This is a genomic window from Arthrobacter sp. TB 26 (assembly GCF_000427315.1).
In the GTDB taxonomy this organism is placed as follows: domain Bacteria; phylum Actinomycetota; class Actinomycetes; order Actinomycetales; family Micrococcaceae; genus Arthrobacter.
Window position 1 is genome coordinate 1 of record NZ_AUPJ01000141.1, and the last position, 13,311, is coordinate 13,311.

Here is a 13,311-nt window from a genome sequence, read left to right on the forward strand (position 1 = left end):
CCCGCCCACCCCGGTGACAAGGAAGCTCAGCCGAATCGGGAACAGGGCGCCCAGCAGCCCGCCCAGCGCCAAGGCTCCAATGGAGACGGCCCGGGTGAGGCCGCCGAGGATGGCCATCGCCTGGCCACGGCCGCCCTCCGGGATCCGCAGGATTGCAATCGCCCCGAAACACGCGTTCAGCACCCCGCAGGCAGCCCCCATCGCGGTATAGGCCACGAACAACAGTTCCACACTCGGCACCAGGGCCATGATCCCCAGGAAGGCCGAGGTCAGGGCCATCGAAACCAGCAGGATGCGCAGGCGGGCTGCAGGGGTCCTGATCCGCGCGGCCAGCGCCGCCCCGGACGCCATGCCGAGACCAAACGACGCAGCCAGCAGCCCGTACTGCGTTTCGGTGGCGCCGAGTTCGTCGCGGGCCAGGAACACTTCCAGGACGTTGGTCGCCTCGCCGACCGTGATGAAGAAGAGCGCGCCGAGGACCAGGGCCCAGACCAGGCCGTCCGCCCGGATCAGGCGCAGCCCGTCCAGCAGGGCAGGCGTCTCCCTGCCGGCGCGTTCGGCGGCCGTGCCGCGGCGGGTCCGGATCAGCAGGGCGCCCGCAGCCATCGCCAGGTAACAGCCGCTGGCCACGGCAAACACCAGTCCGGATCCGCCCCGGCCACTCAGCAGCCCGCCCGCCGCCGGGCCGACCATGCCGGCAATCATGATGGTTGCCTGCATGGTGCCCAGCGCCCGCGGCGTCCGTTCCTCGCCCACGATCCGGGGCAGCAGGGCCTGCCAGGTGGGCCCGGCCACCGCCTGGGCGGCGTCAAGGAGGAAGGTCATGGCGAACAGCACGGGAAGATGGTTGTCCAGATACTGGAGGCCCAGCCCCATGCCGGCGACCGCCGCGGCGCTGACCACGGAGGACGCCGTCGCCAGCGTCCTGGAATCCCGCGTGTCGGCCAGGCGGCCGGCCCACGGCGCCAGGAGCACCAGAGGGAGCGCCGAGCAGAGCAGATACGCCGCCACCAGCCAGGGCCCGGCAACCGCCGTCTGGCCGGCGGCGGCCAGGTTCTGCAGGTGCAGCATGACGCTGATGATGACAGCGCCCATGCCGGCTGTGGCAATGAAGCGGGCGCTGCTGGCGAGGAGGAAATCCCTGTTGCGCCAGAGGGGCAGCCTAGCCTCGGATGCGCCCGGCAGTTTATGAAGTATCTGTTTCATAATCGCAAGGTACTCCCCGCCGGCTGGCAGTGTCAAGCACTTCTTTCATAGTTTGGCGGCGCTCGGTAGACTGGTGGTGTGAATGCAGAAACCCCAATGGCGGAGTCACCGGTCCCTCCGGCCGCGAAACGCCGGCAGCGCCCGGAGAAGAAAGTGGAAATCACTGACCCGAAGGCAATCCGGGCGCTCGCCCATGCCGCCCGGCTGGAAGTCATTTCCGAACTGTATTCAACCCAGGTGAGCCGGACGGCCACCGAACTCGCCGCGCAGACCGGCCTCACGCCGAGCGCCATGAGCTACCACCTGCGCGCGCTGCAGAAGTGGGGCATCGTGGTGCCGGCCGCCACCGCCGGCGACGCGCGGGAACGCCGCTGGAAAGCCGCGGGCACCGACTTCACCATCAACTCGGGCGGAGGCGTCGCGAGTCCCGAGTTCGCGGTGCTGGACCTTGAGCTGGACGCCTACCGCCGGCGCGTCAACGCCTATGCCAAGACCCGGGACGAGCAGCGCCAGCGCGGCGAAGCGGTGGACGGGCCCTCTTCCGTGGTGCTGGCCAGCAACCTGCTCTACCTGACGCCGGACCAGCGGGCAGAGCTCAACAACCGGCTCTTCGACCTGCTGCGGGACTACGAACTGGACGATCCGGCCCAGGTCCCCGAGGGCGCGGTGCGGATGGCGACCATGTGGTCGATGATCCCGGATGACCGCGGACGGCCCCCGTCGAACCCGGCCGGCAGCCCCGCCTGACAGCACCCCGGGGCGCCTTTGCTGCGTCCTGCGGAGGGATGCCGGACGGAGGTTCATTACGTCCGGAAGTCGGGCCCGGGAGCCCGCCGTTTCAGGCTGGATGCGCGGGAATCCGCAAAATATGGTGAACTAGGCGGGTATGGGCGCATCTGCCCGAGCCACCTTTTTCTGTAGGAGCACCGTGCCAAGCAAGGCCAAAACCGGCAAGAAACTCGTGATTGTGGAGTCTCCCGCCAAGAGCAAGACCATCGCCAAGTACCTCGGCGAGGGCTTCATTGTTGAGGCCTCCATTGGTCACATCCGGGACCTCCCGCAGCCCTCGGAACTGCCGGCGGAATTGAAGAAGACCTCGGTGGGCAAGTTCGCCGTCGACATTGATAACGACTTCAAGCCGTACTACGTGGTGTCCCCGGACAAGAAGAAAAAGGTCGCCGAACTCAAGGCCCAGCTCAAAGATGCTGACGCTCTTTATCTCGCAACCGATGGAGACCGTGAGGGCGAGGCCATCGCGTGGCACCTGCTGGAAGTGCTCAAGCCCAAGGTGCCGGTTTACCGCATGACCTTCGGTGAAATCACCAAGGAAGCCATCCACCGCGCCATGGACAACCTGCGCGACGTCGACCAGGACCTCGTGGATGCGCAGGAAACCCGCCGTGTGCTGGACCGGCTCTACGGCTACGAAATCTCCCCGGTGCTGTGGCGCAAGGTGGCCCGGGGCCTCTCCGCCGGCCGTGTGCAGTCCGTCGTGACCCGCATGGTGGTGGACCGCGAGCGTGAGCGGATGGCCTTCAAAGCGGCCTCCTACTGGGACCTGACCGGCCAGTTCGGCGCAGGATCCGGTTCCTTCAAGGCCAAACTGGCCATGGTCGACGGCGCCAAGGTCGCCAGCGGCCGCGATTTCAACGACAACGGCGAGCTCACCTCGCGCAACGCCGTGCACCTCAACGAGGAACTCGCCACCTCCCTCGCCGCAGGCCTGCAGGACGCCGATTTCCGCGTCCGCTCCGTCGACACCAAGCCCTACACCCGCCGTCCCGCGGCGCCGTTCACCACTTCCACGCTGCAGCAGGAAGCCGGCCGCAAGCTGCGCTTCTCCTCCAAGAGCACCATGCAGGTGGCCCAGCGGCTGTACGAAAACGGCTACATCACCTATATGCGTACGGACTCGTCCGCGCTGAGCAACGAGGCCGTCACGGCCGCGAGGCGCCAGGCCTCCGAGCTGTACGGCCCCGAGTACGTCCCGGCGTCCCCGCGCGTCTACAGCGGCAAGGCCGCCAACGCGCAGGAAGCCCACGAGGCCATCCGTCCCGCCGGCGACTCCTTCCGCACCCCGGCGCAGGTGGCCAAGCAGCTTTCTGGCGACGAGTTCCGCCTCTACGAACTGATCTGGAAGCGCACCGTCGCCTCGCAGATGGCCGACGCTAAGGGCTCCACCGCCACGATCCGCCTCGGTGCGGTCACTGTCGGAGGCGCAGCCGAGCGCCGCGACGCTGAGTTCTCGGCCTCCGGCACCGTCATCACCTTCCCCGGCTTCCTCGCCGCCTACGAAGAAGGCAAGGATGAAAGCCGCGGGGACGAGGACTCCGAGGAAGCACGCCGCCTGCCCAACGTGGCCAAGGACGACGCGCTCACCGCCTCGGAGATCGCCGCCGTCGGACACGAGACCTCCCCGCCGCCGCGCTTCACGGAAGCGTCGCTGACCGCCGAGCTGGAAAAGAAGGGCATCGGCCGCCCGTCGACGTACGCGTCCACGATCTCCACCATCCAGGACCGCGGCTACGTCCGGAAGCAGGGTTCGGCGCTGGTCCCGAGCTGGATCGCGTTCTCCGTGATCCGGCTGCTCGAACAGCACTTCCACGACTACGTCGACTACGAGTTCACCGCCGACATGGAAGCGGACCTGGACAAGATCGCCAACGGCCAGGCGGCCGGTCCGGCCTGGCTGAAGCACTTCTACTTCGGCGAGGATTCCGATCCGGGCCTGCTGAGCATCGTCAACAACCTCGGCGAGATCGACGCCCGCGAAATCAACTCCATTCCGATCACCGAGGGCATCACGCTGCGGGTCGGGAAGTTCGGCCCGTATCTGGAAAGCTCCGTCCCGACGGTCGATCCGAAGACCGGCGAAATGGTTGAGGCGGCCCGCGCCAACGTCCCCGAGGACCTGGCACCGGATGAGCTGACCGCGGCCAAGGCCGTGGAGCTCATGGAAACCGCTGCCCCCGAGGAGCGCGTGCTCGGCGCGGACCCGCACACCGGGCACACCGTGGTCGCCAAGAACGGCCGCTACGGCGCCTACGTCACCGAGGTCATCCCGGAAATGACCGAGGAACAGCTCGCCAACCAGCCGGTGGAGTACTACAAGAACGGCAAGCCCAAGCCGCCGAAGAAGCCCGTGAAAGCCAAGCCCCGCACCGGGTCGCTGTTCGCCTCGATGAGTGTGGACACCATCACCCTGGACGAAGCCCTGCAGCTCATGAGCCTGCCCCGGGTGCTCGGCCAGGACGCCGACGGCAACCCCATCACGGTGCAGAACGGCCGCTTCGGCCCGTACCTGAAAAAGGGCACGGACTCACGGTCCATCGGCTCGGAAGAGGAAATCTTCACGATCACGCTGGAGCAGGCCCTGGAGATCTACTCGCAGCCGAAGCAGCGCGGCGCCCGCGCCGCCGTCCCGCCGCTGGCAGAGTTCGGCCCGGACCCGGTGTCGGAGAAGAACATCGTGGTGAAGGAAGGCCGCTTCGGCCCGTACATCACCGACGGCGTCACCAACATCACCGTGCCGCGCTCCACCTCGCTGGAGGAGCTGACCCGGGAACAGGCCGTGGAACTCCTCGCGGAGAAGCGCGCCAGGGGCCCGGTCAAGCGCACGACGACGGCGCGCAAGCCCCCGGCCCGCAAGGCTGCAGCCAAGAAGTAGGGGGTGCCGGGGACGAGTTAGGAATTGCGGACCCGGGCGCAACGTGATCGAGTAGGAGCATGACTGAACAGCCCGATCACTTGGACCTCCAGCCGCTGAACGACCTCGAGGAGAAGCTTGCCCGGGGGGAGGAGCCGGACGCCAACCCCGTTGACGTCATCCTGGCCTTCCTCAACAACGAGGTGTACATCGTCAGCTCCGATGCGCTCGAGGGAGCCGATTCCCAGGTCGAGCCGCTGGTGCTGGCCAACTCCGCCGGGAAGCCCGTCCTCGCCGTGTTCTCGCACCCGAGCCGCGTCACCGAGCAGTACCTGGCCGCCGCCCCCAACGTGCTCGGCACCCAGGGCGCCGCGATCCTCGGAAACCTTGGCGACGATCTCGGCATGGTCATCAACCCAGGCGCCGCCTTCGGGTTCGAGATCGATCCGGAAGGCGTGGCGAACATCCGCCGCGACTTCAAGCCTTCCGACGAGCCGGATGAGGCCGACGGCGAGGCAGGACAGCCCTAAGCCGGTGGCCGGGGTGCGGCCGGCCCGTTAGGCGGGCCGCGTTCCCGGGGGAATAATGACCCTATGCGTCTTGGCGTCCTCGATATTGGCTCAAATACCGTCCACCTCCTGCTCGTGGACGCCCATCCTGGTGCGCGCCCTGTGCCCTTCGCCTCGCACAAACGCCCGCTGTCCCTCGTGCAGTACCTCGAGAGCGACGGCAGCATCAACGACGCAGGCCAGCATGAGCTGATCGAGTTTGTCCTCGAAGCGTGGGAATTCGCAGCCAAGCACAAAGCCGAGGACCTGCTGGCGTTCTGTACCTCCGCGATCCGCGAGGCCACCAACGGGTCCGCCGTCCTGGCCCGCGTCAAGCATGAGACCACCGTGACGCTCCGGGAACTGACCGGCAGCGAAGAGGCCTCGATGACGTTCTTCGCCGTCCGCCGCTGGTACGNGCTGGGGTGCGGGACCCGTGCTGAACCTGGACATCGGTGGAGGTTCCTTCGAAATGGCCTATGGGGAGGACGAACTCCCCGAACTCGCGACGTCGGTCCCGCTCGGAGCGAGCCGGCTCACCCGGGACTGGCTGCAGGACGATCCGCCGTCGGCCAAGAGTGTCAAAGACCTTCGCCGCTACATCCGGAACACGCTCAAGCCGGTGGTGCGCGACTTCGCGAAGCTCGGCAAGGCCAACCACGTGGCCGGCACCTCCAAGACTCTCCGCTCGCTGGCCCGCATCGCCGGGGCTGCACCCAGCGGCGCCGGGCCCTACGTCAAGCGGGAACTGTTCGCCACGGACCTGGGACTGTGGGCGCAGCGCATCTCCGCCATGGAGGTGGAGGACCGGCTGAACCTTCCCGGTGTTTCCGAAGCCCGCGCCCCGCAACTCCTGGCTGGCGCTCTGGTGGCGGAAGCAGCCCTCGAAATGTTTGAGTTTCCGAGCATGGAGATCTGCCCCTGGGCCCTCCGCGAGGGTCTGATCCTCCGCCGGCTGGATCAGCTGGTCATCGAGGGCCCGCTGGAACCCGCACCCCACGTCACCCAGTCAGACCACCCCGCCGAGCCGCAGTCACCGGACCCGGAGTCACCCGACGCCAAGAAACCCCAGTCAGCCGACGCCCGGTGAGCGACCCGAAATTTCCGGCAGGGCAGTGTCGAACCGGACGCAGGCCGTTCGTCTGGAAGGTGAGAGGCCGGTAAAGGAACCGGCCGTATCCAAGGAGGACAACACCATGGCACAGTACCTGCTCAGCGTTTACCAGCCAGTCGGCCCCGCCCCCGCCCCCGCCCCGGAATTCCTTGAGCCCATCATGCAGGATCTCGAGGCTTTGAACCGCGAAATGAAGGCCGCCGGGGCCTGGGTGTTCGCTGCCGGACTCCATCCCACCGATACCGCCACGGTCGTGCGGCAGCAGGGCACCGAGGTGCTCATCACGGACGGTCCCTTCGCCGAGGCCAAGGAGCATCTGGGCGGGTTCACCGTCATCGAGGCTGAGGACCTCGACGCCGCTCTCGGCTGGGCCGGCAAGCTGGCCCGCGCCACGACCCTTCCCATCGAAGTACGACCGATCCAGCACTAGGCTCCTCCGGGAATGGCCCGCGAAGCAGCGACTGCCGCGCCGCCGCCGGCACCTGGCCGCGCCGGACCAGCACTTAAACGAGTAGACGCCGGGCGGCTGCAGAAGAAGCTGGGGGAACGCTTCTGCAGGCGCCCGGCGCCGTTATCATCACTCGCACCCTCGTTGAGGAGGCACGTGCAACGTTATCTTCCGATCTTGGATGATCCAGCAGATTTACCTGTGCATAGGCTGGCAAGCATTCCCCGGGGGCGCCCGCCGGAGCGGAGGCGCCGGTTAACTGCGAAGGCACCGGCCGTCCGCTGCGGGAAAATGGGGGAAACCCGCTGCAGACGACCGGTGCCGGGCAGGCATCCGCATGCCTGCTGCATCACTCGCACCCTCAATGAGGTATCCACCACGTTAGCCACGGAGTTTGTGAAGACGCTGACCCGGGGATGTGAGCTGGCTGTGAATCGGGCCGGACTGCAATGATGGGTGCATGAGCAACCGAATCGCATTCCTGGGCTGTGGATCAATGAACGAGGCCATCCTTGGCGGACTGATCGCGGGCGGCACTGACCCCGCGGACATTGTCGCCACGGTCCGGCGCGTCGAACGAGCCGATGAACTCGCCAAGCGGCATCAGGGGATCACGGCCATCGCCGGCGCGGAAGAGCCGGAGAACAACAAGCAGGCCGCTACCGGCGCCGACGTCGTCATCCTGGGCGTCAAGCCCGTGGGCATCGCGGACCTGGCCCGTGAGATCGGCGATTCGCTGGCACCGGGCACGATCGTCATCAGCGTCGCTGCCGCCGTGTCGCTGGCGCAGCTGGAAGCGGCCCTGCCGGCCGGCCAGCCCGTGATCCGGACCATGCCCAACACTCCGGCGAAGCTGGGCCACGGCGTCGTGTCCGTGTCGCCGGGCACGCATTGCTCCCCGGCGCAGCTCCAGCTGGCCAAGGACATCCTGGCTGCCGCTGGCACCGTCGTCGAGATTCCCGAGCACCAAGTCGACGCGCTGTCCGCGATCAGCGGCTCGGGCCCGGCGTACGCGTTCTACCTGGCCGAAGCAATGGCGGACGCCGGCGTCGAACTGGGGCTTGACCGTGAGCTGTCGCAGCTGATTGCCCGGGAAACAGTCGCAGGGGCGGGCTTTATGCTGGCTGAGCCGGGCGCGGATCCGGCCGCGCTGCGCAAGGCAGTGACGAGCCCGAACGGCACCACGGAACGCGCGATTGCCACCTTTGACGAGCGCGGCCTCCCCGCGATCATCGCCGACGGCGCCCGGGCTGCCGCCCAGCGGGCCGCGGAGATCACCAGGCAGCTCGGCTGACCCAACTAAGGCGCACCCATGACGCAGACCGGACCGGGTGGCAGGATAGGACCCATGGAACTGCACATCACAGGGGATCCCGCAGCGGACAAACTACTCGGCGACGACGCCTTTGCCCTGCTCACCGGCATGCTGCTTGACCAGCAGGTGACCATGGAATCGGCCTTTGCCGGTCCCGAAAAGATCCGGACCCGCATCGGGTCCATGGACCCCTCCGCGATCGCCGGGTACGATCCGCAAGCGTTCGTCGAGGTGTTCAAAGAACGCCCGGCCGTCCACCGGTTCCCCGGATCAATGGCCGGCCGCGTCCAAGCCCTTGCCGAGACGGTTCACGGTGACTGGAACGGCGACGCTTCTGCCATCTGGACCCAGGGTGACCCCGACGGGCAGGAGGTGCTGCGCCGGCTCAAGGCGTTGCCGGGATTCGGCGAGCAAAAGGCGAAGATCTTCCTGGCGCTGCTGGGAAAGCAGTGTGGACTTCAGGCTGAAGGCTGGCGCGAGGCCGCCGGCCACTACGGCCAGGAAAACGCCTTCCTGTCCGTCGCTGACATTGTGGATCCGGAGTCACTGAGCAAGGTGCGGGCCAGCAAGCAGGCAAGCAAGGCCGCAGCGAAGGCGGCGAAGACCGCCGGGCCCTGATCCTGCGGCAGCTAAGCCAGCGACGCCGGGGCGCTATGGCCTGGCGGCGAACCTCTCCAGCAGGTCTACGTGGCCGGAAACAATGAGCATGTCCCGTGAGGAAACCTTCGTCTCCGGGCGGGCATAGGTGAAGTCCTCTCCCGGGGACTTCACCCCCACAATCGTGACCCCGTACTTGGACCGGACTTTGGACTCGTCCAGGGTGAAGCCCACGGTTTCGCGCGGCGGATACATTTTCACGATCGCGAAGTCGTCGTCGAACTCGATGAAGTCCAGCATGCGGCCGGAGACCAGGTGTGCGGCGCGGACGCCGGCGTCGGCCTCCGGGTAGATCACGTGGTTGGCGCCGATCCGGGTCAGGATCTTGCCGTGCGAGGGGGTGATGGCCTTGACCCACAGGTGCTCGATGCCGAGGTCCACGAGGTTCACGGTGATCAGCACCGAGGATTCGATCGAGGTGCCCACGCCGACGACGGCGGAGCTGAACTCCTGCGCGCCGAGCTGGCGGAGGGCATCGATGTTGGTGGCGTCGGCCTCGACGACGTGCGTCAGGACGCCGGACCATTTTTGCACCAGGTTCCGGTCGCGTTCGATGGCCAGCACCTCGCGGCCCTGCTTGACCAGTTGTTCTGCGGTGGAGGCGCCGAAACGGCCCAGCCCGATCACCAGCACGGGGGCGTTGTGGGCGGGGCGGTTGACGGCGCCTGAGGAACTAGCCAATGATCGGTCTCTCTTCCGGGTAGTGGTACAGCTGGCTGCGTTGGCGCAAGGCCAGGGCGGCGGCAAGGGTGACGGTCCCGACGCGCCCGGCGAACATCAGGGCGGTGAGGACGTAGACGCCCGACGGCGGCAGCTCGGCACTGAGGTTCGTGCTGAGGCCCACCGTAGCGAAGGCGGAAATCGTTTCAAAGAGCACCCGGTCCAGGGACGCGTTGCTGATGTGGAGCAGCAGCAGTGCCGAAACCGCGACGAGCGTGGCCCCGGCGACGATAACAGAGATGGCGACCCGCATGGTTCCCTGCGGGATGGTGCGGCCGTACACCTTCACGTCCGAATCGCCACGGGCTTCGGCGACGATCGCCAGGAACATCACGGCGATGGTGGTCACCTTGATGCCGCCGGCCGTCGACGCCGAGCCGCCGCCGGCGAACATGAGGGCGTCCGTCAGCAGCATGGTGGTGGAATCCATCTGGTTCTGGTCCACGAGGTTGAACCCGCCGGAACGGGTCATTACGGACGCGAAGAGCGAGTGGATGACCTTGTCCGCCACATTCATGCCGCCGATGGTCCTCAGGTTGTCCCACTCCATCAGCCCCCACAGCAGGGTGCCGGCGACCAGCAGGATCACCGAGACCTGGATGGTCAGCTTGGTGTGCAGGTTCCACTTTTTCCAGTTGAGGCCGTTCTGCTGCAGCACCATCACCACGGGGAAGCCCAGGCTGCCGAGGAAGACGCCAAGCATCAGCGGCACAAGGATCCACAAATCAGTCTCGTAGGGCACAATGCCGTCGGAGTGCGGGGTGAAGCCTGCGTTGTTGAACGCAGAAATTGCGTAGAACACCCCGTGCCAGACGGACTGGCCGAAACTTTCGCCCAGGGCCAGGAAACGCGGGATCAGCGCGAGGGCCAGAGCGGCCTCGATGACCACCGAGGTGACAATGACGATCCGCAGCAGGGTGCCGACTTCGCCGAGGCGCCCGGCGTTGCTCATGGCCTCCTGGGCGATGAGCTTGCCGCGGACACCGAGTCTCTTGCTGACCATGAGGGCCAGCAGCGAGGCCAGCGTCAGGGTGCCCAGGCCGCCGACGAAAATGCCGATCAGGATGACGAGCTGGCCGAAGAAGGACCAGTGCACAGCGGTGGACACCACGGTCAGGCCCGTGACGCAGACGGCCGACACGGCAGTGAACATCGCTTCATGCAGCGGAGTGGGGTCGCCGGTCGCGGAGGACACCGGCAGGGAGAGCAGCGTGGTGAAGACCACGATCACCACGCCGAAGGCCGACAGGGCGAGCCGTGCCGGGGACGTGTTGGCGATGTTGTCGATGAAGTCGCGAAGGCGTGTGAAGATCCACAGGCCTTCCCGCTCCGGAGTGCCGGGGTGCCAGTTGGCCGGGCTCTTGGACCTCGACTGGCTCTGCGTCATGTGTGGGCTTATCCTCGCTTGAAACTGCTTCCTTCAGTAGTAAACCACTAAACCCCGCGCAATGACTGGGGAGCGGGGCACCACGCTCAGGTAGCCTGTGATTGATGACATACCTGCCGGGCCTCCCACAGTCCGCACTGCCAACGACGGTGGTGTGGGATCCTGCCATGACCGCCTACAACTTCGGCCACAGCCACCCGATGGCCCCGGAGCGGATGGAACTCACCGCCCGGCTCGCCGGTAGCCTCGGCCTGCTGGACCTGGACCACGTCACCGTCTCGGCCCCGGACGTCGCCAGTGACGCGGAGCTGTGCACCGTCCACAGCCCGGACTTCGTCGCCGCCGTGCGGCGCGTGAGCGCGGATCCCGGGACCCCGGACCTGGAACGCGGACTCGGCACCGAGGATGACCCGGCCTTCGCCGGCATGCACGAGGCCAGTGCCCGGCTGGCCGGCGGCTCGCTTCTGGCCGCCACGGCCATCCTGGACGGCAGTGCCGTCCGGGCGGTGAATTTTGGCGGGGGCATGCACCATGCTGCCCGCGAACGCGCGAGCGGTTTCTGCATTTACAACGACGCGGCCCTCGCTATCCAGCGGCTGCTCGACGGCGGCATGCAGCGCGTGGTGTACATCGACATCGACGCCCACCACGGCGACGGAACGCAGAGCATTTTCTGGGACGATCCGCGCGTCCTGACGATTTCCCTGCACGAGACGGGGCTGACCCTGTTCCCGGGCACGGGCTACGCCAACGAGATCGGCGGCCCCAACGCCCAGGGCAGCGCCGTGAACGTGGCCCTGCCGGCCGGCACCGGCGACGGCGGCTGGCTCCGCGCCTTCCATGCTGTCGTGCCCCAGCTCGTGGCGGCCTTCGAGCCCGAGGTCATCGTAAGCCAGCACGGCTGCGACTCCCACCGGCTGGACCCGCTCACCCACCTCAACATCAGCGTCGACGGCCAGCGGGAGGCCGCCACCGCCATCGGCAACCTCGCCGCCCGCTACTGCGACAACCGATGGATCTCCACCGGCGGAGGGGGCTATAACGTCATCACCGTGGTGCCGCGGTCGTGGAGCCATCTGATCGCGATCGCTGCCGGGCGCCCCGTCCCGCTGCGCACCCCCGTGCCGGAGGACTGGCGCAGCTACGTCAAGGAAAAGTACGGGGCCAAGTACGGGGTGGCCGCACCGGAAATGATGGGCGACGACGTCGACCTCTGGTGGCGCTCGTGGGAAGTCGGCTTCGACCCGAACGACGAAGTGGACCGGACCGTTATGGCCACCCGGAAGGAAGTTTTTCCGCTCTACGGGCTCGACCCCTGGTTCGACTGAGTAGCTGGCAGTTGCGGCCGTTAAGAGCGCCCTAAACGGCTTCTGCTGCCAGTCAGATGGGTGCGGGGCTGGGCTTCTCGGCCTGGAACACCACGCCGGCCGCGCCGATGATCCAGCCCAGCAGCGAGAGCGAGAACGCCCCGACCAGATCGGTGGAGGCGGTGCCTTTTACGAGCCACACGCCGAGCACCAGCAGTCCGATCACGAGGTACACCATCAACGCTGCGATGATCCTGCCGGACAACTTCGTGGTGATCCCGCCGCTGTCGAAGACGCCGGCCTGGGCCTGGCCACCGACCTCCGTGCTGCCGCTTTGCTCCTCCCGGCGCACCTCGGCGATGGTGAAACCGAGGGCGGAGGCGGTCAGCGAACTCAATGAGGTGGACAGCACCCCGGCGGCGCAGACGACGGCGCCATTCAATTTGGGCGGCGTGCCCGGAGTCTCCGGGATGAACACCCAGACCTGGAACAGCACGTTGCCCCAGACGATCACGAACAGGGCCAGGAATACGACGGCGATGATGTTGAAAAGCTGTTTCCGGAAGAACTCCGCCATGGTGGTGCACTCCTCTGCGTCAGTAGGCTGCGGCCTTGCCTGCCGGAAGGCGGTGCGTCCGTTCTAGCACCGCGCCCGGTGCGGAGCAATGCCCGGCGCGTACGGCAAGCGGCCGCAATTTAGTGGATGCCATCCCGCGTATATGTCGCTAGTGTGGAGGACATGGTGACAGACGACGTATTTGCCGTCATTGCTGAGGCAACCCGGCGTGACATTCTGGTATCCCTCCGCAAGGGGGACAAAGCAGTGGGGGAGCTGGTCCAGGAGCTCGAGGCCAGCCAGCCCACCATTTCCAAGCATCTGAAGGTGCTCCGCGAAGCGGACCTGGTGAGCATGCGCGCCCAGGGCCAGAAGCGCTACTACACGCTCAACCCCAAGCCGCTGGC

12 protein-coding genes and 1 pseudogene are annotated in these 13,311 nt (G+C 66.9%); 9 read left to right on the top strand and 4 right to left on the bottom strand.

Features of this window, described 5'->3' with window-relative positions:
• Positions 1–1,206 (bottom strand): MFS transporter (locus K789_RS0104350; RefSeq protein ID WP_051180887.1); only part of this gene is annotated, 1,206 nt, incomplete at its 3' end.
• Between the two features lie 78 nt (positions 1,207–1,284).
• On the opposite strand from K789_RS0104350, the gene K789_RS0104355 reads away from it, so the two are divergent.
• The 7 genes and pseudogenes from K789_RS0104355 to K789_RS0104385 all read left to right on the top strand — a co-directional run bounded on the left by K789_RS0104355 (position 1,285) and on the right by K789_RS0104385 (position 8,895).
• On the top strand, positions 1,285–1,953 hold the full coding sequence (locus K789_RS0104355) for an ArsR/SmtB family transcription factor (RefSeq protein WP_024365687.1): 669 nt from the start codon (positions 1,285–1,287) through the stop codon (positions 1,951–1,953).
• 181 nt (positions 1,954–2,134) lie between these two features.
• Complete coding sequence (gene topA / locus K789_RS0104360; RefSeq protein ID WP_024365688.1) at positions 2,135–4,873, top strand: type I DNA topoisomerase; 2,739 nt, start codon at positions 2,135–2,137, stop codon at positions 4,871–4,873.
• Positions 4,874–4,932: 59 nt separating this feature from the next.
• The gene (locus tag K789_RS0104365) at positions 4,933–5,382 is read left to right on the top strand and encodes an SseB family protein (protein ID WP_024365689.1); all 450 of its coding nucleotides are present in this window, start codon (positions 4,933–4,935) and stop codon (positions 5,380–5,382) included.
• A 63-nt stretch (positions 5,383–5,445) separates the two neighbouring features.
• A pseudogene (locus K789_RS22290) lies at positions 5,446–6,490 on the top strand (Ppx/GppA phosphatase family protein).
• Positions 6,491–6,596: 106 nt separating this feature from the next.
• The gene (locus tag K789_RS0104375; RefSeq protein ID WP_024365690.1) at positions 6,597–6,944 is read left to right on the top strand and encodes a YciI family protein; all 348 of its coding nucleotides are present in this window, start codon (positions 6,597–6,599) and stop codon (positions 6,942–6,944) included.
• 478 nt (positions 6,945–7,422) lie between these two features.
• Positions 7,423–8,256 (top strand): pyrroline-5-carboxylate reductase, encoded by an 834-nt coding sequence (gene proC, locus K789_RS0104380; RefSeq protein ID WP_024365691.1) that lies wholly within the window; start codon positions 7,423–7,425, stop codon positions 8,254–8,256.
• A 54-nt stretch (positions 8,257–8,310) separates the two neighbouring features.
• Entirely contained in the window at positions 8,311–8,895 is a 585-nt protein-coding gene (locus K789_RS0104385; RefSeq protein WP_024365692.1) for an HhH-GPD-type base excision DNA repair protein, read from the top strand.
• A gap of 33 nt (positions 8,896–8,928) precedes the next feature.
• Here the strand turns inward: K789_RS0104385 and K789_RS0104390 are convergent, their stop codons facing one another.
• Together K789_RS0104390 and K789_RS0104395 are read right to left on the bottom strand one after the other, a co-directional pair.
• Complete coding sequence (locus tag K789_RS0104390) at positions 8,929–9,567, bottom strand: potassium channel family protein (protein WP_024365693.1); 639 nt, start codon at positions 9,565–9,567, stop codon at positions 8,929–8,931.
• 40 nt (positions 9,568–9,607) lie between these two features.
• Positions 9,608–11,041 carry a TrkH family potassium uptake protein gene (locus K789_RS0104395; RefSeq protein ID WP_024365694.1) on the bottom strand — a complete coding sequence of 478 codons (1,434 nt, stop codon included), beginning with the start codon at positions 11,039–11,041 and terminating at the stop codon, positions 9,608–9,610.
• 104 nt (positions 11,042–11,145) lie between these two features.
• Between K789_RS0104395 and K789_RS0104400 the strand changes: the two genes are divergently transcribed.
• A complete protein-coding gene (locus K789_RS0104400) occupies positions 11,146–12,369 on the top strand; it encodes an acetoin utilization protein AcuC (RefSeq protein ID WP_024365695.1) in 1,224 nt (407 codons plus the stop codon).
• A 52-nt stretch (positions 12,370–12,421) separates the two neighbouring features.
• On the opposite strand, the gene K789_RS0104405 is transcribed toward K789_RS0104400, so the two are convergent.
• The gene (locus tag K789_RS0104405) at positions 12,422–12,925 is read right to left on the bottom strand and encodes a hypothetical protein (RefSeq protein ID WP_024365696.1); all 504 of its coding nucleotides are present in this window, start codon (positions 12,923–12,925) and stop codon (positions 12,422–12,424) included.
• A gap of 162 nt (positions 12,926–13,087) precedes the next feature.
• On the opposite strand from K789_RS0104405, the gene K789_RS0104410 reads away from it, so the two are divergent.
• Positions 13,088–13,311: ArsR/SmtB family transcription factor (locus K789_RS0104410; protein WP_024365697.1), on the top strand; the 224-nt coding region annotated here is incomplete at its 3' end.

Coding starts and splice junctions, on each gene's coding strand:
- K789_RS0104405 (WP_024365696.1), bottom strand. CDS start 12,925: ATGGCGGAGTTCTTCCGGAAACAGCTTTTCAACATCATCGCCGTCGTA.
- K789_RS0104365 (WP_024365689.1), top strand. CDS start 4,933: ATGACTGAACAGCCCGATCACTTGGACCTCCAGCCGCTGAACGACCTC.
- K789_RS0104375 (WP_024365690.1), top strand. CDS start 6,597: ATGGCACAGTACCTGCTCAGCGTTTACCAGCCAGTCGGCCCCGCCCCC.
- K789_RS0104385 (WP_024365692.1), top strand. CDS start 8,311: ATGGAACTGCACATCACAGGGGATCCCGCAGCGGACAAACTACTCGGC.
- K789_RS0104400 (WP_024365695.1), top strand. CDS start 11,146: ATGACATACCTGCCGGGCCTCCCACAGTCCGCACTGCCAACGACGGTG.
- proC (WP_024365691.1), top strand. CDS start 7,423: ATGAGCAACCGAATCGCATTCCTGGGCTGTGGATCAATGAACGAGGCC.
- K789_RS0104395 (WP_024365694.1), bottom strand. CDS start 11,041: ATGACGCAGAGCCAGTCGAGGTCCAAGAGCCCGGCCAACTGGCACCCC.